At 54.3% G+C, this 20,104-nt stretch carries 19 protein-coding genes; 6 read left to right on the top strand and 13 right to left on the bottom strand.

Annotated features, from left to right (window positions below; translation table 11 throughout):
- Nucleotides 1-29: 29 nt before the first annotated feature.
- The gene (locus tag ACT3R4_RS12320) at nt 30-1,289 is read right to left on the bottom strand and encodes a 6-phosphofructokinase (RefSeq protein WP_441679197.1); all 1,260 of its coding nucleotides are present in this window, start codon (nt 1,287-1,289) and stop codon (nt 30-32) included.
- A 128-nt stretch (nt 1,290-1,417) separates the two neighbouring features.
- The gene (gene rnt / locus ACT3R4_RS12315) at nt 1,418-2,086 is read right to left on the bottom strand and encodes a ribonuclease T (protein WP_193054355.1); all 669 of its coding nucleotides are present in this window, start codon (nt 2,084-2,086) and stop codon (nt 1,418-1,420) included.
- Nucleotides 2,087-2,323: 237 nt separating this feature from the next.
- On the opposite strand from rnt, the gene ACT3R4_RS12310 reads away from it, so the two are divergent.
- The gene (locus tag ACT3R4_RS12310; RefSeq protein ID WP_172116523.1) at nt 2,324-3,544 is read left to right on the top strand and encodes an argininosuccinate synthase; all 1,221 of its coding nucleotides are present in this window, start codon (nt 2,324-2,326) and stop codon (nt 3,542-3,544) included.
- 57 nt (nt 3,545-3,601) lie between these two features.
- Nucleotides 3,602-3,964, top strand: a complete 363-nt coding sequence (locus tag ACT3R4_RS12305; RefSeq protein WP_441679196.1) for an HlyU family transcriptional regulator — start codon at nt 3,602-3,604, stop codon at nt 3,962-3,964.
- On the opposite strand, the gene ACT3R4_RS12300 is transcribed toward ACT3R4_RS12305, so the two are convergent.
- The 4 genes from ACT3R4_RS12300 to ACT3R4_RS12285 are packed head-to-tail and all read right to left on the bottom strand — an operon-like array spanning nt 3,961 to nt 9,339.
- On the bottom strand, nt 3,961-6,708 hold the full coding sequence (locus ACT3R4_RS12300) for an ATP-binding protein (protein WP_441679195.1): 2,748 nt from the start codon (nt 6,706-6,708) through the stop codon (nt 3,961-3,963). The genes ACT3R4_RS12305 and ACT3R4_RS12300 overlap by 4 nt on opposite strands.
- A gap of 2 nt (nt 6,709-6,710) precedes the next feature.
- Nucleotides 6,711-6,914, bottom strand: coding sequence for a hypothetical protein (locus ACT3R4_RS12295; protein ID WP_172116526.1), 204 nt, complete (start codon nt 6,912-6,914; stop codon nt 6,711-6,713).
- Nucleotides 6,911-8,968, bottom strand: coding sequence for a 3'-5' exonuclease (locus tag ACT3R4_RS12290; RefSeq protein WP_441679194.1), 2,058 nt, complete (start codon nt 8,966-8,968; stop codon nt 6,911-6,913). Before ACT3R4_RS12290 ends, ACT3R4_RS12295 begins: the two co-directional genes overlap by 4 nt.
- Complete coding sequence (locus ACT3R4_RS12285; RefSeq protein WP_441679193.1) at nt 8,965-9,339, bottom strand: response regulator transcription factor; 375 nt, start codon at nt 9,337-9,339, stop codon at nt 8,965-8,967. Before ACT3R4_RS12285 ends, ACT3R4_RS12290 begins: the two co-directional genes overlap by 4 nt.
- Nucleotides 9,340-9,606: 267 nt before the next feature.
- Between ACT3R4_RS12285 and ACT3R4_RS12280 the strand changes: the two genes are divergently transcribed.
- Genes ACT3R4_RS12280 through ACT3R4_RS12265 form a run of 4 tightly spaced genes read left to right on the top strand, consistent with a single transcriptional unit; the run spans nt 9,607 to nt 13,720 of the window.
- Entirely contained in the window at nt 9,607-11,283 is a 1,677-nt protein-coding gene (locus ACT3R4_RS12280) for a carbon starvation CstA family protein (RefSeq protein WP_441679192.1), read from the top strand.
- Between the two features lie 17 nt (nt 11,284-11,300).
- Nucleotides 11,301-11,579, top strand: a complete 279-nt coding sequence (locus ACT3R4_RS12275; RefSeq protein WP_087105546.1) for a cory-CC-star protein — start codon at nt 11,301-11,303, stop codon at nt 11,577-11,579.
- Between the two features lie 31 nt (nt 11,580-11,610).
- Entirely contained in the window at nt 11,611-12,618 is a 1,008-nt protein-coding gene (locus tag ACT3R4_RS12270) for an ArsA family ATPase (protein ID WP_441679191.1), read from the top strand.
- A gap of 28 nt (nt 12,619-12,646) precedes the next feature.
- Nucleotides 12,647-13,720, top strand: coding sequence for a tRNA-queuosine alpha-mannosyltransferase domain-containing protein (locus tag ACT3R4_RS12265; protein WP_441679190.1), 1,074 nt, complete (start codon nt 12,647-12,649; stop codon nt 13,718-13,720).
- Here ACT3R4_RS12265 and ACT3R4_RS12260 read toward each other — a convergent pair.
- From ACT3R4_RS12260 to rsxB, 7 genes are read right to left on the bottom strand one after another with little or no spacing between them, the layout of a single operon-like run.
- Nucleotides 13,717-14,787: a hypothetical protein gene (locus ACT3R4_RS12260; RefSeq protein ID WP_441679189.1), complete on the bottom strand. Its 1,071-nt coding sequence runs from the start codon at nt 14,785-14,787 to the stop codon at nt 13,717-13,719. The genes ACT3R4_RS12265 and ACT3R4_RS12260 overlap by 4 nt on opposite strands.
- 22 nt (nt 14,788-14,809) lie before the next feature.
- Nucleotides 14,810-15,448 carry an endonuclease III gene (gene nth, locus ACT3R4_RS12255; protein ID WP_441679188.1) on the bottom strand — a complete coding sequence of 213 codons (639 nt, stop codon included), beginning with the start codon at nt 15,446-15,448 and terminating at the stop codon, nt 14,810-14,812.
- 15 nt (nt 15,449-15,463) lie between these two features.
- Nucleotides 15,464-16,165, bottom strand: coding sequence for an electron transport complex subunit E (locus ACT3R4_RS12250; protein ID WP_441679187.1), 702 nt, complete (start codon nt 16,163-16,165; stop codon nt 15,464-15,466).
- The gene (rsxG, locus tag ACT3R4_RS12245) at nt 16,162-16,797 is read right to left on the bottom strand and encodes an electron transport complex subunit RsxG (protein ID WP_441679186.1); all 636 of its coding nucleotides are present in this window, start codon (nt 16,795-16,797) and stop codon (nt 16,162-16,164) included. Before rsxG ends, ACT3R4_RS12250 begins: the two co-directional genes overlap by 4 nt.
- Nucleotides 16,794-17,834, bottom strand: a complete 1,041-nt coding sequence (locus tag ACT3R4_RS12240; RefSeq protein WP_441679185.1) for an RnfABCDGE type electron transport complex subunit D — start codon at nt 17,832-17,834, stop codon at nt 16,794-16,796. The genes rsxG and ACT3R4_RS12240 overlap by 4 nt, the downstream gene beginning before the upstream one ends.
- On the bottom strand, nt 17,831-19,504 hold the full coding sequence (gene rsxC / locus ACT3R4_RS12235; RefSeq protein ID WP_441679184.1) for an electron transport complex subunit RsxC: 1,674 nt from the start codon (nt 19,502-19,504) through the stop codon (nt 17,831-17,833). Before rsxC ends, ACT3R4_RS12240 begins: the two co-directional genes overlap by 4 nt.
- Complete coding sequence (gene rsxB, locus ACT3R4_RS12230) at nt 19,488-20,096, bottom strand: electron transport complex subunit RsxB (protein ID WP_441679183.1); 609 nt, start codon at nt 20,094-20,096, stop codon at nt 19,488-19,490. The genes rsxC and rsxB overlap by 17 nt, the downstream gene beginning before the upstream one ends.
- Nucleotides 20,097-20,104 lie beyond the last annotated feature (8 nt).

Here is a 20,104-nt window from a genome sequence, read left to right as displayed (position 1 = left end):
CCGTTGGCAACCCCGAAAGGGGTGGCACCTTATAGCGTAAACGTGGGGAGTTTTTGGTCCACTTTGGCAAGTTTCAGCTTAGCCACTTTGGGCAAGCCGTTCTCAAAGGGCGGGAAGTCTTCGCCTTGAATCAACGGTGAGAGGTAATCACGGCATGCCTGGGTAATCGCAAAGCCGCTTTCGCTGATAAAATCGCGCGGCATGAACTTTTCCTGGTTGGCAATCTGGGCCAACGGCGCGGAAATGACATCCCACTGATAGGGTGATTGAGAAATACGGCGAATCGCGGGCATCATCGAGTTCTTGCCTGCCAGCGCGAGCGTCACGGCTTCACGGCCAACCGCGTAGGCTTGTTCAACGTCTGTTTTCGAGGCCAGGTGGCGAGCTGCACGCTGTAAGTAGTCAGCGACGGCCCAGTGATACTTGTAGCCCAGGTCTTGCTTGATCATGCCGGCAAGCGTAGGCGCAACACCACCCAACTGGCGATGACCAAAGGCATCGGTATTGCCTGCATCGGCCAGGAAGGTGCCGTCTTCATAACGAGCGCCTTCTGATACCACGATGACGCAGTAGCCGTTCTGTTTCACGCTTTCCTCGACCCGCGCCATGACGGCTTTACGGTTGAAGGCGATCTCGGGGAAAATAATCAAGTGAGGCGGTTCACCTTCGCCTTCACCGGCTAATCCGCCAGCCGCTGCAATCCAGCCGGCATGGCGCCCCATCACTTCAAGTACGAAGACTTTGGTAGATGTTGCGCACATGGAGGCGATATCGAGAGAGGTTTCACGAGTAGAGGTGGCAATATATTTGGCAACGCTACCAAAACCCGGGCTGTTATCGGTAATCGGCAGGTCGTTATCCACGGTTTTAGGCACGTGAATAGCGGTTAGCGGGTAGCCCAGCTTTTCTGAAAGTTGAGAGATCTTCAGGCAAGTGTCGGCACTGTCGCCACCACCGTTATAGAAGAAGTAGCGAATATTATGTGCCTTAAATACCTCAATTAACCGCTCGTACTGAGTGCGATGGGTATCTATATCTTTTAGCTTATAGCGGCAAGAACCGAATGCACCGCCGGGCGTATAGCGTAATGCGGCAATCGCTTCGTCGCTTTCCTGAGTAACATCAATGAGGTCTTCGGTTAATGCGCCAATAATGCCGTTATGGCCCGCGTATACCTTGCCAATTTGTTCGGGAGCTTGTCGGCATGCTTCGATAACGCCGCAGGCGCTGGCGTTAATAACGGCGGTAACGCCGCCTGACTGGGCGTAAAAGGCATTATACTGAGCCATTGAAACGTCTCATCTTTTGAAAAGCGAAAAAATAAAGCACACAGAAAGCGTTGAACGCCTTCATCAACAGTGCATGTAAAGTGGCGAAGTTTAGCGTAAAGCCCACGTCACTGCATCCAGCCAACGGGTTATTCACCGTCGTCCATGTCCTGCTCTCGTTGGGCCAGGCGCCATCCACCCAGGTCTTTATAACGGTTAACCATGGCGCAGAATAACTCCGCCGTGCGTTCGGTATCGTAGCGTGCTGAGTGTGCTGCTTTATTGTCAAATTCGATACCGGCCGCACGGCAGGCTCGGGCCAGTACGGTTTGGCCGTAAACAAGGCCTGCTAGCGTCGCGGTGTCAAAACTTGAGAAAGGGTGGAACGGATTGCGTTTAACGTTGCAGCGATTAGCGGCAGCGTTAAGAAACCCCTGATCAAAAGCAGCATTATGGCCGACTAAAATGGCGCGCGAACATCCGTGGGCTTTTATAGATTTGCGTATAGGGCGGAAAATTTCACCCAGCGCTTCTGTTTCGCTGAGCGCTACCTGGCGGCGTAGTGGGTCATCCAGATTGATACCGGTAAAGTCCAGCGCTGACTGTTCGACATTGGCCCCTTCAAAAGGTTGAATGTGATAAGCGTAGGTCGCATCAGGCAGCAGATTTCCTTCCGGGTCCATGGTGAGCGTGACGGCTGCAATTTCAAGCACGGCATCACTGTGGGCATTGAAGCCGCCCGTTTCTAAATCAATGACAACCGGCAGATAACTGCGAAAACGTTGGGCCATTAATTCGCGGGCAATTGCCTCGCTCATGCAGCTCTCCTTAGTACAGCGAGTAATCGTCAAAAATGGGCGGTAAGCCGCCTCCTGGATGGTGTGATTCTAGCAGCTTTCTGTATAAGGCGTCGCTGACGGTATTCGCTAGCCATAGAGAACGCTATACTTGGCGTTTACTTTGATATGTTGTGCGCTTAAAGGCGCCGTATTCGCTGGTGAGCGTCGTTTCACACACGTGGTTTTATAAACAGTTTTATAAACAAGGAGCAAAGAATGTCCGATGTCAAAAAGGTTGTGCTGGCATATTCAGGCGGCCTGGACACCTCTGTAATCGTTAAGTGGTTGCAAGAAACTTACAACTGCGAGGTAGTGACCTTTACTGCCGACATCGGTCAAGGCGAAGAAGTCGAGCCGGCACGCGCGAAGGCACAGGCACTAGGTGTTAAAGAAATTTACATTGAAGATTTGCGCGAAGAGTTTGTACGCGACTATGTCTTCCCCATGTTCCGTGCCAATACCGTTTATGAAGGCGAGTATTTGCTGGGCACCTCCATTGCACGCCCGCTAATCGCCAAGCGGTTGATCGAAATCGCCAATGAAACCGGCGCCGACGCTATCTCTCACGGTGCAACCGGTAAAGGTAACGACCAGGTGCGCTTTGAGCTGGGCGGTTACGCACTGAAACCTGGCGTTAAAGTGATTGCGCCGTGGCGCGAGTGGGATCTAACGTCTCGTGAAAAGCTGATGGCTTACTGCGAAGAGCACAATATCCCGGTCGACTTCTCCAGCAAGAAGAAGAAATCGCCGTACTCCATGGACGCCAACCTGCTGCATATCTCCTACGAAGGCGGCATTTTGGAAGATCCGTGGGCCGAAGCTGAGGACGATATGTGGCGTTGGAGCGTATCGCCTGAAGCCGCCCCGGATCAGCCTACGTATGTTGAGTTGACGTTCGAGAAAGGCGATATCGTTGCCATCGACGGCGAAGCGCACAAGCCGCACGAAGTGCTTGAGAAGCTCAATAAGGTAGGTGGCGATAACGGCATTGGCCGTCTGGATATCGTAGAGAACCGTTACGTGGGCATGAAGTCGCGTGGCTGCTACGAAACACCTGGCGGCACCATCATGCTTCGCGCCCACCGTGCCATTGAATCGCTGACGCTTGATCGTGAAGAAGCCCACCTCAAAGATCAGCTAATGCCGAAATACGCAGAAGTGATCTACAACGGCTACTGGTGGAGCCCCGAGCGCCGCATGCTGCAAGCCGCTATTGATGAGACGCAGGCAAACGTCTCGGGCGTTGTGCGCATGAAGCTCTATAAAGGTAACGCCACCGTAGTAGGACGTAAGTCCGAGCAGTCGTTGTTCGACGAGTCCATCGCAACGTTTGAAGATGACGCCGGTGCTTACGACCAGAAAGACGCGGAAGGCTTTATCAAGCTGAATGCATTACGTTTACGGATCGCCGCTGGCAAAGGCCGTCAGCAGAGCTAATTCCGATCAAAAGCGGCAGGGTTTTCCTGCCGCTTTTTTCTAACGCGAGGAGCCCGTATGTTTAAAAAGCTCTTTTCAGGACTGTTGGGTGGCGACAGTAAGTCGGCCACTAAGGCGGTCACCAATGCCGCGGAACCGGTGGAATACAAAGGCTATTCGATCGTTTCTCAGCCCGATCAACAAAGCGGTCAATACCGCGTCAGTGGTTGGATTAGTAAGGCTGATAGCAATGGTGAGCCGCGTGAACTTCGCTTTGAGCGTTCCGATATGCTGCCTGGTCGCGATGCTTGCGACGCCATGATGGTGACCAAGGCACAACGTTTTATTGATGAAGTGGGCGATGAAATGTTTAAGCCTGACCCTCGTCATGCGGGCAGTGAGCCAACAATGGCGGATAACCAGCAAACGCCAAGCGCCTAAGGCGCAGGCGTGCCTTTGTTAGGCTCTGCTTCTGGTAGTGTCAATACAAAGCAGGCGCCCTTGAGTACTTGGGCATCCTCTACCCAAAGCCTGCCACCCATGTGAACAGCAATTGCCCGGCTGATAGGTAAGCCTAAACCACTGCCTTTAGGGCGACCACCGGTGGACGTATCGCCCGGCTGTAGCTGGTGGAATTTCTCGAATACATGTTCACGTGCGCTTGGCTCAATGCCTGCGCCATTATCTTCGACGCATAAATAAACGTGTTGATTCTGTTTATACAAGCGCAGCAAGACGTGTGGGTCTGCCGGGTCGGCAAATTTGCTCGCGTTATCCAGCAGATTGATAATAATTTGCTCCAGCCGGTCCGGGTCGCCAATAACGTTGGCGGGTCGTTCTAAAATAGTGATTTCAAGGTGGACATTACGTTGCTCTTGTAGTCGCGCAATCGCTTCAAGGCTATGGTCGGTAAGCGCTGCTAGATCCAGCGTTTTTGCATCAAACGTCATACGGCCGCTCTCCAGGCGAGCAAGATCCAGAATTTCATCAATCAGCCGTGAAAGGCGTTGGCTCTCAAGTACCATGACGTGCAAAAAGTGCTGTCGCTTTTCCTCGGGAACGGCCTGAGAACCTGACAGGATTTCTGCAAATGCGCGAATGGAGGTGAGCGGGGTGCGCAGCTCATGACTCACCATCGCTACAAACTCATCCTTTAAACGGTCCAGTTCACGGAGTCGATCATTGGCGCTTTGTAAATCCTTGCCGATTCGCGTCAGCTCATCCGATTTTTGTTTTAAACGACGGTTGTACTCCAGCGTTTGCGTGGTGATGTCCAGCATGCTGAGCAATGACTCAATATCGAGTGCTTCACCGCGAACCACCGAGTTGATCAATACGCGCGCTGACGCATTACCCAGTGAGCCTGCCAAGGCCTGTTCTGCGCGCATGATAAGTTCATCAGCGGCAGGCTGGTCTTTTTGCAATGTGCTAAGGGTTTGGGTGTGCGTTGAAAAAACCTGCTGCGCCGCTTTAAGCCCTAAGTAGCGCACCAATAGCTCATGCAGAGCACCTTGCGTTGTTTGGCCACGTTGAAGCGAAGTGGTGGGCAGGTTGGGGTGCAGCGCCTCGGTAAACAGGGCGGCCTGGGTTTGTTCAAGCGGGGTGGAGCGCGTAAACAGTGAAATACTCACTAACAGACCTGCGTTGACAAACATGCTCCAGAGAAGGGAGTGCGTATAAATGTCCCATTCTTCCAACCCAAAAAGCGCATAGGGCGTCAGCCAGCTAATACCCCAAGGGCCTTCGGTGAGTAGTGCGCTATCCAGCCATCCGGACTGAGCAAACCCAGGCAGGAGCAGGGTGTAGCTCCACATGAAGAATCCACCGATTAGGCCATACACTGCCCCAAGCCGGGTGGCGCCACGCCAATAAAGGCCAATTAGCAGGGCCGGTGCGAACTGTGCCGCGCCGACGAAAGATACCAGGCCGATGGTGACTAAACTGTAGGAGTCGCCGATGAGCGCGTGGTAGAGATAGCCGAGTAGCAAGATAAGTACGATGGCGACCCGGCGTATTCTTAAAAGCCACCGGGCAAGCCCGCCTTTACTGTCTGTATGCAGCGCCTTAAAACGTAGCAAGAGCGGCATGATCAGTTGGTTGCTGACCATAGTGGAGAGCGCAATGGTTTCAACAATAACCATGCCCGTTGCCGCAGAAAGCCCGCCAATAAAGACCAGAAGGGGAAGCCCTTCAAGCCCCGCGGAAAGCGGCAGGGTCAGCACAAAGCTGTCTGGGTCTCCCGCGTCGAGTAGTAAACCGGCCAGTGCAATAGGGATCACAAATAGGTTGATCAGGAGTAAATACAGGGGGAATAGCCAACTGGCCCTGGCAAGATGGCGCTCATCGATATTTTCAACCACCAGCACCTGGAACTGACGTGGCAGGGTTAGGAACGCCAGAAAGGCAAGGACCAACATGCCTACCCAGCCGGTTGCTCCACCTGGAACGCTTTCCAGGTGCATTAATTGGCTTAAAGCAGGCGTTTGGGCGACCTGAGTAAACAGCGAACCTGCCCCCTCAAACAGGATAAAGACAACAAAAATCCCCACCGCTAGAAAAGCCACCAGTTTGACAATAGACTCCAGCGCAATAGCCGCTACCATGCCTTCATGACGCTCGCTGGCATCCAGATGGCGTGTGCCGAATAAAATAATAAAAACGGCCAGTACCAAAGCAACCCACAAGGAGCGGTCCATCCAGAAACGCTCATTATAGAGAATCGACTCAGCGCTTTGTGGGTAGCTAATGAGTACCGCATGGCTCACCGTAATGGCCTTTAGCTGTAGGGCTATATACGGCGTAATGGTAATTAGCGATATGAGCGCCACTAGCGCGCCAAGACTGGCACTTTTGCCATAGCGGGCACTAATAAAGTCAGCAATGGAGGTGAGCCGTTGGCGTGCGGCAATGCGCACCATTTTGCGGATGATAAAAGGCGATAGCATCATCGCAAGCGTTGGCCCTAAATAGATAAGTAAAAAACTTGGGCCAAACTGCGCCGCGCGCCCGACACTGCCGTAGAACGTCCATGCCGTACAGTAAACGGCAATGGAAAGCGCATACACCGTTGGTGAGTTAATAATCGAACGGCCTTGCACCGCCCGGCGGTCGCCCCAGGCCGCTACTAGAAAAAGCAGGCCTAAATAGCCGAACACCGCACTTAGTATCAGCGCATCCGTTCGCATGATTATCGCCTTTTAGTAGGTTCCATCAGCCATGCGCTTAGGCCAATGATGAACGCCCAACTGCAGAAAAGATAAAGGGGGAGCCAACCGATACCTACCGAGGGCAGGCGATCAATCACTAGAAGCAGTGGCGGACAGAAAAGCATCAGTGCCAGAGTGACTAGCCCAAGTAAGCGTTCTCGGTAGCGTGAATTTGAAGGCATCATGAGGCGCTGGCATCCTCTTTATCAAACGCACTGGCTTGTAAGGCGAGTAGCTGCTCAAGAGTGGTAATTCCGCGTGCTTCCAAACGCGGCAGTAATGCAAGCCAGAGCTCGCCGGTTACGCGAGCATCGCCCAGCGCCGTATGGCGAAGGCCAGGTGGCAGTGTCAAACCATACCGCTGCACCAGGCTGTCCAGGTCATGGCCATCGAGCCCTTCATCAAGCGCACGGGAGATTAATAATGTATCCAGTACGGGCATGTCGAACAGCACACCTTTTTGGCTGATCGCGAGCATATCAAACGAAGCGTTATGGGCGAGCAGGACAGCCTCTCCAATATAATCACGAAAGTGTGGTAGCACCTGTTCCAGGCGCGGGGCTTCGTTAACGTCGCTATCTGTGATGCCATGAATCGCGGTACTGGCGGCAGGAATCGGCTTGTGTGGGTTAACGTAGTGATCGAACACATCGCTGGCTAATAAGCGCCCATTCACAATACGACAGGCACCGAGGCTGATCACCGTATCGCCTCTGCGCAGCTCAAGCCCGGTTGTTTCGGTATCAAAAATCACCAGTTCCAGGCTACGCAGAGCGCAATTAGCGAGCGTGGTATCGGGAGAGGGCAAGTCTGCGATACCAAAATCATGAAATTCTGGCCGAGGTGGTGCAGAGCGCGGAGCCGCATTTTGCGCCACGCCAAGAAGTGGTAGTCGCAAGCGTGCGTGCTGGCCGTCGGTGTCTTGCGTGCTCCAGGCATCGCTTGCGTGCTGGCGTAATACATCCGCCGCACTTGGGCTCAAGGGGAGCGTGTTCAAGGGGTGCATTAGCCACTTGGTAAGCTCGCTCTCGGGTATTGGTTTGCCCTTCCATACAAGGTCGAGGTAGGTGTGTTTCGGGCTAAGCGACACTTCGCCTTCAAACACACTACCCGTGATGTAATCACTCAGGTGTTTAACCAGCGATCCAAAAAGAGCCATCAACGCAGGGGCATCGCCTTTAAACCAGACTGGCATTCCAATGGGGGTGATCAGGCGGTGGGCAGGGTCCAGGTAATCATCCAGCATCTGCCAAAAGTCATTGGACCATATTGAGGTAAGCCGCTCACCCTGCTGCTGCATGGCTTCAACAAGTTCACTGACGTTGGCGACTGTTTCACCAAGGGCGCTACTCTCTTCGCGCACTACTTGCTCTAGCCGCTGAGCAAGCGAGCCACTTTCATGCGCTGATTGACGCAGTTGGCTGAGTGCATCCGTCGCCGTTACCAGGCTTGCCGTATGTTGGCGCAGAGGTGTGAGCATACGTGCAAGATCAGCCCGCTCACCCCGTTCACTGGCCCAGGCCGCCGTGGCATCGCTGCAGGTTATTAGTGTTTCACCTTGGATTTCAGGCACCCGACGGATAATGACTTTTAACCAGCGCTGATCACACGGCACCAAAAGCTCACGCGGAGTGCCATTAGCGGGCAGTTGCTCAAGGAGTTGTTGCAAACTTGCAAGCGGCAATAGGGCTTCCAGACGCTTACCTAAGCCCAGGCCTTGCGTATTCACAAAAAAGTGCTCAGCCGCTTGGTTGAACAGCATTAAACGGCGGTGCTTATCGTAAAGCAGAAGAGGCGTTTCCAGTACCTGCAGCAGCGCCTCAAGCGCTTTACGGGTACGGGTTGCGCTTTGGGCGCCCTCGGCACGGGCTTTATGCAATGAATGACGGTCCGAGTGCCAGCTCTCTTGTACCCGGCGTAGATCAGGTGCCAGGCCCTTCAGCCAGCCTTGCAGGGGCCAAGTGTCTTCGGTATCAGGGTTGGCGGCCAATCGGGCAAGCTGTGCTTGCAGATTGCGTAGCGGCGTAAAAAGCAGACGTTCAAGCAGCAAGCCCACTAAGAAAAGTGTGATGCCGCCTGAAAAGCAACCTGCCCAGAGGATAAGCCGGTAGCCACCACGCACGTTCAACTGGCTTTCCAGCCAAGCAGCAAATAAAGCCCCTCCCAAGAGGCTCAAGCCGCTAAGCAGTAGCCAGGCACCCACCAAACGCTGCCGTTTAGGCAGTGTCTTTGGTGTCATGAGGTTTCCTCACCCAGCAGGATTTGCACTTTCTCAACCAGCGCCTGTGTTGAAAATGGCTTGGTAATATAGGCGTTAGCGCCCAGCGCAAAGCCCTTTTCACGCTCCGCTTCACGGCCATGGGCGGTGAGCATAATCACCGGCAGCTGTGCCGTAGCGGTATGGCTGCGTAGTGCTTCCAATACATCAAACCCGCTAATCCCGGGAAGGCTAATATCCAGTAACACTACATCTGGTTCGTTGGCCGCCACACACTCAAGGGCTTGTTCGCCATCCAGCGCGCTGATGACATCAAACCCTGCCTGCTCCATTAAAAATTCAATCGACAGGACGATGTTCGGTTCATCATCGACCACTAGCACTTTTGTCATGGAGCCCACCGACTGGTTGTTATTTAAAAACGTTTATCTCACTCACTACGAGTGTAGGTAGCGATGCAAGGCAGGCCAAGACGACCTTGGCCGAATAGAAAGCGAGTGCGGGTACCAGTTTACAACTTTAGGGTGAATAATCGGTGTTAAAGAGATTTAGACATAGACGTAATCAAGAAGCCGTACCAACATATAAACAGAAACACCTAACCTATACGTGCCTTGGTTTTAATAATAAAGAACAATCTTGCCAAAGGAGCCGCGCATATGAGTGCTGTTATCTTGCTGTTAATCGGACTTGGGGCAATGGCGTTAGGATACGTGTTGTACTCTAAATTTATTGCTCAAAAGATCTATCAGTTAGACCCTGATTTCAAAACCCCTGCCCATGAATTTGAGGATGGCATCGACTATGTGCCGACCAACCGTTTTGTGCTCTGGGGGCATCACTTTACCTCAGTAGCGGGAGCGGCACCCATAGTAGGCCCTGCCATTGCGGTGATATGGGGCTGGGCACCTGCTTTTTTATGGGTGGTGTTCGGCACCATCTTTTTTGCAGGTGTACACGATTTTGGCGCTATATGGGCCAGCGTACGCAATAAGGCCAAATCGGTAGGCGCCTTAACGGGCGATGTAGTCGGCAAACGGGCACGCAGCATTTTTATGATCGTTATTTTCCTTGTGCTGCTCATGGTTAATGCCGTGTTTGCCGTGGTGATTGCCGGATTAATGATGAACTTTCCTAGTGCAGTGGTACCGGTTTGGGGGGCGATTTTTGTGGCACTGATCATTGGCCAACTGATCTACCGGCGGATACTGAGCCTAGCTGTGGTATCGGTATTAGGCGTCATCGCGCTTTATGCGCTTATTGGTATTGGCCCGATGGTGCCTGTTCAAATGCCTGCTGAAGTCGCTGGGCTGTCGGGTAACGCTATCTGGATTGTGATTTTGTTTGGCTATGCAGCCATTGCTTCGCTATTGCCCGTATGGATGCTGCTGCAGCCACGAGACTATATCAATGGTTTGCAGCTATTTATCGGCCTGCTGATTCTTTATGGAGCGCTGGTGCTGCTTAACCCAACGCTGGTTGCGCCTGCCTTTAACAGCAATGTGCCTGCCGGCACGCCTTCGATGATTCCGCTGCTTTTTGTAACGATTGCCTGCGGGGCAATATCGGGTTTCCACGGGCTGGTATCTTCAGGTACAACGTCCAAACAGCTTAATAAAGAAACCGATGCGCGGTTCGTGGGCTACTTTGGGGCGGTAGGCGAGGGGATGCTAGCACTAGCGGCTATTTTGGCCGCGACGGCAGGGTTTGCGACATTTGGCGATTGGCAGGCCATGTACAGCGCCTTTGGCCAGGGCGGCGTTAACGCCTTTGTGGAAGGGGGCGCATTTATTATTCATAACGGTATTGGGCTGCCTGAGGCTACTGCCGCGACGCTGCTAACGGTAATGGCCGCTCTTTTTGCAGGTACCACCATGGATACTGGCTTACGCTTGCAGCGCTATATTTTCCAGGAGTGGGGGGATATTTATAACCAGCCGTGGATGAAAAAACCGGCACTTGCGACAGGGCTGGCGGTGGGAACCTGCTTGTTGTTGGCATTCGGGGCTGGCGGCGCGGATGGTTCTGGCGGTTTGATTATCTGGCCGCTTTTTGGCACTACCAACCAGTTGCTTGCCGGGTTAACGCTGCTGATTATTACCGTCATGCTGGTACGTCTGCGGCGGCCCATGTGGTACACCTTGGCGCCCCTGTGCTTTTTGCTGGTAATGACCATATTGGCATTACTCATTCAGCTTCGCACTTTCTGGGACCAAGGCAACATGTTCCTGCTGGTGATGGATATTGTGGTGCTGATGGCGGCCATTCTCGTTGCGATGGAGTGTGCCGCAGCGCTTAAACGCTCGCGTGCCGAAATGGCAGCCCAAGGTGACTAAATAAAGAGGGCATCATAATGTCATCCAAACGTGATACGTTGCGGGCCTGGCTGGGGCAGGCCCGCTTTTTTACCGAAGAGGTCTATAGCGCTCGCTATCGAGGGGCGATTGCGCGGGCGCGCCGTGATGAAGATGACCTGTTCATGCTGCTGGTTTTTTCAGAAATGATGGGTGTACCCAACCCCGCCGCCTACTACACACTGGAATTGCAGCCGCTGCTGCTTGAGCGTTTTCATGACTGGCATACGCGAATGGGCATGGAGCATTCGCCGCTGGACCATTTTCGCTGTTGCTAGCCCGCTAAATAAGCCCATGAACAGGTAACCTATGCAATCAGTTCTCAACCGCCGCCTGCTGTGGGTAGGCGGTAAAGGCGGTGTGGGTAAAACAACCGTCGCGGCCTCTTTGGCAATTCTTGCGGCCAGGCGTAACAAGCGCGTGCTGGTGGTTTCAACTGACCCCGCCCATAGCCTGGGTGATGTGTTTGATCAAACGTTAGGCGATACACCGCGTCGCTTGCTGCCTAATCTGGATGCCATGGAGATTGATCCTGATAGTGAGGTTGAAGCGCATTTAAATAGAGTTACCCAGCAAATGCGCCGCTTCGCCGCGCCTGAAATGATGCAGGAGCTAGAGCGGCAAATGCGCCTGACGCGTCAATCCCCCGGCACTCAGGAAGCGGCCCTGCTTGAGCGGTTGGCGCGGCTGATTCTGGATGACGATGCGCCTTATGACTTGGTGATTATCGATACGGCGCCCACTGGACATACGCTGCGCCTTTTAACCCTGCCCGAAGCCATGGCGGCCTGGACGGATGGACTGCTGACACATAATCGCAAATCGGCTGAATTGAGCGGTGTGCTTAAGCATCTCACTCCATCACGTGGGCAGGATGTGGCTACTCCCTTTGATAACCCCACAGAAGATGCGCTTTCCGGTCTGGATGAGCGTACCCGCGAGGTAGCGGAAACGCTGATCAACCGTCGGCGGCTGTTTCACCAGGCACGGCGTCGTATAGAGGATGCCAAGGCGTGCAGCTTTTTATTCGTCATGACGCCGGAGCGACTGCCTATCCTTGAGACGCAGCGAGCCGTCAGCGCCTTGGAAGAGGTTAATATCAACGTGGCGGGCGTACTGGTTAACCGGGTGATACCTAAAGAAGCGGACGGTGCCTTTTTGCAGGCACGACGTGTGCAGGAGGCCACTTATCTTGAACGCATTGATACGTTATTTAAGCAATTTCCCCGACCCACGCTGCCGTGGTTAGCGACCGATGTACAAGGGGTCGACGTGTTAGAATCGCTGGCTGATAAGCTGGAGTACCAGGGTTTTTAATGTCAGAGCTTTTAAAACAAGGGTTTTAATGCGCGTTTTATTACTTTCAGCGTACGAAGCGGTGAGCCACCGTTACTGGGCAGACAGTTTAATGGCCCATCTCCCTGAGATAACATGGAAAACATTAAATTTACCGCCGCGTCATTTTGCCTGGCGAATTCGCGGAAACCCGCTTAGCTGGTGGCTAAAAGAGCATGACACACTTAGCCAAGCCTATGACGTTGTATTGGCAACGTCGATGGTGGATTTGGCGACGCTTCTGGGGCTTTTCCCTCATTTGGGTCAGGCCAGAAAAATTGTCTATTTTCACGAAAACCAGTTCGCCTACCCGGAATCGAGTGATCAGATGCCTCAGGTAGAAGCAAAAATGGTCAATCTCTATGCAGCGCTTGCTGCCGATACCGTTGTTTTTAACACCGCCTATAACCGCGACTCGTTTTTTACCGGCGTGCGGGAATTCTTAAAGAAAATGCCCGAAAACCTGCCCGCGGCCAAGCCGCTTGAGGCCTTACGCTCACGTGCTCACGTGCTGCCCGTACCGATTTCACCGCTGGCCGAAACGCATGCTGATGGCCGGGTTTCACGGCGTATTGTGTGGAACCATCGCTGGGAGTATGACAAAAACCCGGATGACTTTTTCAATACGTTAATAGCGCTAAGCGAGCAGGGCATTGATTTTGAGTTAGCCGTATTGGGTCAGCGTTTTCGGCAAACACCACCTATTTTTGATATCGCCCAAGAGAAACTAGCAGCGCATAGTGTGGCCTGGGGCCCGCAGCCGGAACCGCAATACCGCGAGCTGTTGGCGACCGCCGGGATTGTAGTCTCGACGACCTGGCATGAGTTTCAGGGCTTGGCCATTATGGAAGCTGCCCAGCGTGGAGCATTACCGCTAGTGCCCGATAGGCTCTGTTTTCCTGAGCTATATCCGGATGCTTACCGTTATGATGGTACGCCAGACGGTCTTTATAAGCGTTTGCATGCGTGGCTTAGCACACCCGATTCACGGCCTGGGGAGATAAATACGCAGGCTTGGGAATGGCCCGCCTGGCGTGATGCGTACCGCGCACTATTACAGCCAGGCTTATCGCTACCGCGCTAGTCCAGGGAATCTAGCCGTCGGGTTGGCCAGTGAACGACAGCCGTATGGCGGCGCATTTTTTGGGCAAGGTGCGGATGCTCCCGCCGAATGACGTGCTCGGCGAACTCGGATAAAAAACGCGACTTCAGCATCGCCCGGGCACGATCAACACCGCTATGCTGATACGGTGTTGAGGCAAGCAGCATAAAACCATCATCGGGGATCTTGCCAGCCTGCATATTGGCTTCAATAATCGTGGCGGCAGTACCAATCGGTTCAGCCAGGTCAGGCCCGTAAGGCCCAATAATCAGTGCTGTATTAGGCAAGTGCAAAAAGTCGAACCCACGCCCAATACAAATTGCCCACTCACGATGCTCGATATCCAGTTCGCGTTCAACGCCCTGAAGATCATTGACATGCGCTAGGTTACCTTTCAATAAAGGCAGTAAATCCCGGCGTATGTCCGCAGGCATATCAGGGAAAATAGCCTGTAGATGCGCGGTAAGTGCTTCTGTGGGCTGCCCAATCCATTCGCGCACATCCAATACTGCGTCGTCCTGACCGTGAAGGATGAGAGCGTCGCTATCCGTTTCAAAGCCACACACTAACGGGTACACCTGCTGATGGTCTTCACCAAATAGCTGACCGGCCTGGTGGGCAATCGTATGCGCGTGTGCTTTGGCGGCTTGGGTGTCGCAAGCGAATCCGGCGCATCCTCGCGCCGGATTACCCTCGGAAAAGTGGTAAGTAATCAATAAAAGCGTGGCTCGCCCCGCGTTGGCGGCTTCAATAACGGTGTCGGTAAGTAGCTCACCCAAATACGGCCAACCCAAATCGAAAATCCCCCCAAGGTTGCGAAATGGGGTAATAATGCCGAGCGGTGTGCGGGTGGCGTGTGGGATATGAATACGTCCATCCATACATTTCATAACCACAATCGACGTAGGGTGTTGCGCCAGGTAGCGTTGGCGTGAAAGCCAGGCGCCTGCACTGCCAAAGTGGTCAGCGTGCTGGCGGGAGAGCGCAAATAGTGCGTCAATACGCTGCTCAATGGGTTGGTCATGTAGCAAAGTGGCAGGCATCGGCATAGGAGTCTCCTGTTAACGTAAGCTAGGCGAGTTCGATTTTGTCGGGGTACTCGCACAGGTCTTCTATAATACAGCTTCCGCAACGAGGTTTGCGCGCAATGCAGGTGTATCGACCGTGGAGAATCAACCAGTGGTGAGCATCCTGCTTAAACTCCTTGGGCACATGGCGTATTAACTTCTGCTCGACTTCAACGACATTTTTACCTTTGGCGATGCCGGTACGGTTCGATACACGAAAGATATGTGTATCGACGGCAATGGTTGGCTGCCCGAACGCCGTATTCAGAATCACATTGGCGGTTTTACGCCCAACCCCTGGCAGTGCTTCTAACGCACTGCGCGTGTCGGGCACGACGCCGCCGTGCTGGTTGACCAGAATATGGCAGGTCTTCATCAAGTTCTCTGCTTTGGTGTTATACAGGCCGATGGTCTTGATATGCGCTCTAAGCTGATCAATCCCCAAGTCAATAATAGCCTGGGGCGTATTGGCAACGGGGTAGAGCCGTGCGGTGGCTTTATTGACGCCGACATCGGTGGCTTGTGCGGAAAGTAAAACCGCCGCAAGCAGCTCAAAAGAGGTAGTCCAGTTGAGCTCTGTTGTCGGGTGCGGGTCTGCTGCCTGAAGGCGAGCAAAAATTTCATGACGCTTTTGGGCATTCATAGCGTGTCTCTACGGTTACTTGATGATGCCGGTGACCCGGACGCGGCGCTCTGTTCGTGGGGTGGCCGCTGAAGACAAGGCGCGTGCGGCGCGTCGTTGGTCTATCACGTTTTTTAGCGCGATCAGCATCCCGGCCACAAAAAATGCGCCAGGTGGCAGCACGAAAAACAGAAATTGATAGTCGTCTACCAGGGTAAGTTGCCAATTGGCCGCGATAGGACCAAGCAGCAACGCCATATCACTAAATAGCGTGCCTTGGCCCAATAGCTCACGCAGCCCGCCAAGTAGCACTAAAACGCTACCGAAACCAACGCCCATCATCAGGCCATCAAGCGCTGCAAGCCCTACCGGTTGGCGGGAGGCAAACGCATCGGCACGCCCTAAAATGGCGCAGTTGGTGACGATTAGCGGAATAAAAATACCCAGCAGTTGATAGAGCGGATAGGCATAGGCGGCCATCAATAGCTCAGCACAGGTAACAAACGCCGCGATGATCATGACAAAGGCCGGTAGCCGAACGGCATTCGGAACCCGGTGACGTACCAGCGATACGGCGGTATTGGCGCCTACCATGACAAACAGTGTGGCGATAGCTAACCCTAGCGAGTTAACCACGGCTGTGCTGACGGCCAGCAGTGGACACAGCCCCAGCAATTGTACTAATGCCGGGTTATTGGTCCAAAGTCCTTCACGGGTCAGCGTTTGCCATTGGCTCATTGAATAGGCTCCTCAATGTTACCTGGTAGTGGCGTATTGGCGACGTACTCTAAAGCGTTATGAACAGCCTCAATAACGGCGCGAGGCGTAATGGTTGCACCGGTAAAACCATCAAACTGGCCGCCCTCTTTTTTAACGGCCCAGGCATTTGGTGGCAGTTCATCAAGGCTTAATCCGTTAAAGTGGGTAATCCAGTCGCTGCGCTGGCGCTCAATCTTATCACCGAGGCCAGGGGTTTCCTGATGGTAGGTCACGCGTACACCGCTAATACGCTGCTGCTCATCTATCCCTACCAGTAAACCAATTTCTCCACTGTAACCCTGGCGCGTCACCACTGGCAGAATAGTAGCGCGGTGATCCCCACGGCTGATTTGCCAGCCTGTCACTGGTGTTCGGTGTCCCAGGGCGGCGGCATTGGGCAAGTTGAAGGTACTGTTTAGCACTTGATCCGTCGGTGTATTGGCTAATGCTTGGGGCAGTACCGCTTGCAGCTGGCGGAGCTGGTAAGCCTGCTGATGCTCAGTAATACGATCAGCCGTTAAAGCACGGGTTACCGCGACGCTGCCTGCCGTCACGAGCGCGAAGATACCCAGCGTTAAAGCGCCACGCCGCATGGCGATAATGGGCGTCATCGTAATGCTCCTGGCGCGCCTTTTGAGTGGCCTGCAGGACGTGGCATGGTGTACAGATCAATCAATGGGACGCACAGATTCATCAACAAAACGGCAAAGGCCACCGCATCTGGGTAGCCCCCTAGATTACGAATCACAATTATCAGCACCCCAATGCCCATGCCATACAGCAATTTGCCGCGCTGGCTGGTCGCCGCGGATACCGGATCGGTGGCAATAAAGAAAGCCCCAAACAGCGCCGCACCGGTTAGCAGGTGAAAAAGAGGCGATGCAAAACGGTTAGGGTCAATCAGATGAAACAGCGCTGCCAGCGCTAACACGCTACCTAACAGGGCGATGGGGATGTGCCAGCTAATAATCCGTTTAAACAGCAGCAGCACCCCGCCTACAAGCCAGGCTAGGCTGATGCTGTACCAGGCAGTGAGCGTTTGATCGGGTAGCGGAGCGCTTAACCAGAACTGCTGGGCAGAGAGCCCTTCGGTTTTATGTTTGAACGCATCCAATGGCGTTGCACCGCTAAGCGCATCAAGCTGTGAAGTAGGCAGTGTTCCGAGAATTTGGGTCCAAAGCGTATCGCTAATGAGTGGCTGAGGTGGCGCCCATAGCGTCATGTACGTAGGGAATGAGACCAGCAATAGCGCATAGCCTGCCATGGCCGGATTAAATGGATTATGCCCCAAGCCACCATACAGCTGCTTGGCAATCACTACCGCGGCTATCATGCCGACCCCAATTAGCCACCAAGGGCTTGCCGGGGGGAGCGAGGCACCCAGCAGTACGCCGGTAAGTAGAGCGCTGGTATCCGTTAAGGCTGGTGCGATGGGGCGGTTGCGAAGACGCAGCATGCCCGCCTCCAGAAGAGCTCCCATAATGGCCGCCAGGGTGATATTGCTGAGCACGCCCAAGCCAAAGTAATACGTCATGGCCAACACGCCAGGCAGCGTGCCAATCACCACCCAGCGCATTAATGACGCCGTTGCTGGTGTTGTTGACTTGGCAGAGGAGGCGCTTACTTGTGATGCGTGAAACATGCTCATGGGGTGTCCTCCGTGGTCGGTGCTTTAGCACTTTCACGCGCTTGCGCCAGCTGAAAATCGGCGGCCTTAAGGTTTTCCTGAGCGGTTGCCAGCAGCGTTTCCAGGTCTTCATGAGGTTGCTGTGGCTCTTGCTGGGCTGCCCGCGCGAGCACTTTTTCGGCTTTTCTAACCGCTGCCTTGGCCGCCGTTTGGGCTATGCGAAGGCTACGCAAGTCGGCTGGAGGCGCGCTGGTGCTTTCGTTACTGGCGTTGCCGTCGGTGGGCTTGTTGTGCGCTAGCCGAGCCTGGCGGCGCGCCTGTTTTTCTGCTTCTTCCCGGGCCAAGCGTGCCTGGCGAAACTCGAAGCGATGCTTGGCATGTTCAGCCTTGGCTGCTTCAATTTGTTGGTAGCGAAGGCGACGTTTGGCGTCGCGGTAATCATCGACCAGCGGAATATGGCTGGGGCAAACATAGCTGCAGGCGCCACATTCGATGCAGTCAAAAAGGTGATGGCTCGTTAGCTTGTCGTCGTCCTGGGCGCGGGCGTACCAGTGCAACTGCTGAGGAAGAAGCTGGGCGGGGCATACACTTTCACACGCCCCGCAGCGAATACAGGGTGATTCCATCGGCGCAGGCGGCAGTTCGTCAGGCGTTGCCGCAATCAGGCAGTTGGTGGTCTTTGTGACGGGCGTATTAAGCGTTTCAAGTGAGGTGCCCATCATCGGTCCACCCAGGATTACGCGGCTGAGCCGGGTGCTATCAAGCCTTGCATGGGATAAAAGCGTCTCAATAGACGTCCCCAAACGCACCCAGTAGTTACCCGGTTGAGTAATGGCTTCCCCGGTTAGCGTCACCATCCGCTCAACCAGCGGTTGGCCATCACGCACCGCGTAAAGTGCTGCCAGTAGCGTGCCGGGGTTGTGGCAAAGCACCCCAACATCTGCCGGTAGGCCTTGGCTGGGTACCGTTCGGTTCAATAGCTTGTTAATTAACTGTCGCTCGCTGCCACTTGGGTAGCGAGTAGGGATAACGGTCAGCGTCACGCGGGCGGGCTGGCTGTCTGGAAGAGCATGCTCCAAGGCGGCAATGGCCTCGGGCTTATTATCTTCAATGCCGATGATGATCTGCTGGGCACCGCATAAGGCAGCGATGAGCTGTGCGCCTTCCAGCACGTCGCTTGGATAATTCCGTAATGTGAGGTCATCGGCCGTAATGTAAGGCTCGCATTCGGCGGCGTTAATCACCAGCGTGTTGATAGCATGGCGCTCAATCACGCGAGCCTTGATATGGGTCGGGAACCCAGCACCACCTAACCCGACCACACCGCTCTCATCCAGCCGCATAAGCAGCGTAGCCGTATCCGTCGTGCGCCAATCAAGCGGGGGCAGGTATTGCCGGGTATCCTGACCATCGCTGTCTATGTGAATAGCGTCGCTATCAACATGACCAACCGTGCCACTCACTGTCGCGTGAACATCTGCGGATATCAAACCATCGCGCTTGGCGATCAGGCTGCCAACGCGAACATGATCGCCCCGGGCCACGCAGGGGGTGGCGGGGCGGCCGCTATGCTGGCACAGAGGAAGGATGACCTGCGACGGTAACGGGGCACGTTGCAACGGTGATAGCGTTGAACGGTCCTTTCGCTCCGGTGGGTAGATGCCGCCTGGGAAATCAAATGGGTGTGCCATCTGGCCCCCTTGTTGCTGGTGTACGGTCGCTTGCAATGACGCCAGTGGGTAAAACAACGGGCTGCCACTGGCCAAGCGGCGTGCTCCGGGGCAGCATGTCGATACAGTCTACCGGGCATGGGTCAACGCATAAGTCACAGCCTGTGCACTCATCCTCAATCACGGTGTGCATCTGCTTGGCCGCGCCAATAATGGCATCCACTGGACACGCCTGAATGCACTTGGTGCAGCCAATGCACTCTGCCTCGCGGATATATGCCACATTGGCTTCGCTGGGCACCTCGCCATCAAGTGGCTCAGGCTCACGGCCTAGTAGATCTGCCAAGGCATGAATGGTTGCCTCGCCACCGGGCGGGCACTTGTTGAGTGCGTCGCCCTCATTAACCGCTTCGGCGTAAGGGCGGCAGCCTGGGTAACCGCATTGGCCGCACTGAGTTTGGGGGAGCAGCGCATCAATCTGATCGACAAGCGGGTGCTCATCGCCCTTGAAACGCTCGCTAACAGCCCCTAAAAGGGCGCCGAAGCCGACCCCCAGGCCAGTGAGTATGCCAATGGCGCTGACAATACCCCAGAGAGAAAACGTATCGCTCATGGTATTGA

Origin of the sequence: Halomonas sp. AOP7-E1-9 (genome assembly GCF_052376035.1) — a bacterium.
Taxonomy (GTDB): Bacteria; Pseudomonadota; Gammaproteobacteria; order Pseudomonadales; family Halomonadaceae; genus Vreelandella; species Vreelandella citrativorans.
Note: the sequence above shows the minus strand (reverse complement) of the source record. Positions and strands in the feature narration are given on the sequence as shown.

What these genes read in the sequence shown, in the direction of transcription:
- ACT3R4_RS12320 (WP_441679197.1), bottom strand. Translation starts at nt 1,289, where the DNA reads ATGGCTCAGTATAATGCCTTTTACGCCCAGTCAGGCGGCGTTACCGCC.
- rnt (WP_193054355.1), bottom strand. Translation starts at nt 2,086, where the DNA reads ATGAGCGAGGCAATTGCCCGCGAATTAATGGCCCAACGTTTTCGCAGT.
- ACT3R4_RS12310 (WP_172116523.1), top strand. Translation starts at nt 2,324, where the DNA reads ATGTCCGATGTCAAAAAGGTTGTGCTGGCATATTCAGGCGGCCTGGAC.
- ACT3R4_RS12305 (WP_441679196.1), top strand. Translation starts at nt 3,602, where the DNA reads ATGTTTAAAAAGCTCTTTTCAGGACTGTTGGGTGGCGACAGTAAGTCG.
- ACT3R4_RS12300 (WP_441679195.1), bottom strand. Translation starts at nt 6,708, where the DNA reads ATGCGAACGGATGCGCTGATACTAAGTGCGGTGTTCGGCTATTTAGGC.
- ACT3R4_RS12295 (WP_172116526.1), bottom strand. Translation starts at nt 6,914, where the DNA reads ATGATGCCTTCAAATTCACGCTACCGAGAACGCTTACTTGGGCTAGTC.
- ACT3R4_RS12290 (WP_441679194.1), bottom strand. Translation starts at nt 8,968, where the DNA reads ATGACACCAAAGACACTGCCTAAACGGCAGCGTTTGGTGGGTGCCTGG.
- ACT3R4_RS12285 (WP_441679193.1), bottom strand. Translation starts at nt 9,339, where the DNA reads ATGACAAAAGTGCTAGTGGTCGATGATGAACCGAACATCGTCCTGTCG.
- ACT3R4_RS12280 (WP_441679192.1), top strand. Translation starts at nt 9,607, where the DNA reads ATGAGTGCTGTTATCTTGCTGTTAATCGGACTTGGGGCAATGGCGTTA.
- ACT3R4_RS12275 (WP_087105546.1), top strand. Translation starts at nt 11,301, where the DNA reads ATGTCATCCAAACGTGATACGTTGCGGGCCTGGCTGGGGCAGGCCCGC.
- ACT3R4_RS12270 (WP_441679191.1), top strand. Translation starts at nt 11,611, where the DNA reads ATGCAATCAGTTCTCAACCGCCGCCTGCTGTGGGTAGGCGGTAAAGGC.
- ACT3R4_RS12265 (WP_441679190.1), top strand. Translation starts at nt 12,647, where the DNA reads ATGCGCGTTTTATTACTTTCAGCGTACGAAGCGGTGAGCCACCGTTAC.
- ACT3R4_RS12260 (WP_441679189.1), bottom strand. Translation starts at nt 14,787, where the DNA reads ATGCCGATGCCTGCCACTTTGCTACATGACCAACCCATTGAGCAGCGT.
- nth (WP_441679188.1), bottom strand. Translation starts at nt 15,448, where the DNA reads ATGAATGCCCAAAAGCGTCATGAAATTTTTGCTCGCCTTCAGGCAGCA.
- ACT3R4_RS12250 (WP_441679187.1), bottom strand. Translation starts at nt 16,165, where the DNA reads ATGAGCCAATGGCAAACGCTGACCCGTGAAGGACTTTGGACCAATAAC.
- rsxG (WP_441679186.1), bottom strand. Translation starts at nt 16,797, where the DNA reads ATGACGCCCATTATCGCCATGCGGCGTGGCGCTTTAACGCTGGGTATC.
- ACT3R4_RS12240 (WP_441679185.1), bottom strand. Translation starts at nt 17,834, where the DNA reads ATGAGCATGTTTCACGCATCACAAGTAAGCGCCTCCTCTGCCAAGTCA.
- rsxC (WP_441679184.1), bottom strand. Translation starts at nt 19,504, where the DNA reads ATGGCACACCCATTTGATTTCCCAGGCGGCATCTACCCACCGGAGCGA.
- rsxB (WP_441679183.1), bottom strand. Translation starts at nt 20,096, where the DNA reads ATGAGCGATACGTTTTCTCTCTGGGGTATTGTCAGCGCCATTGGCATA.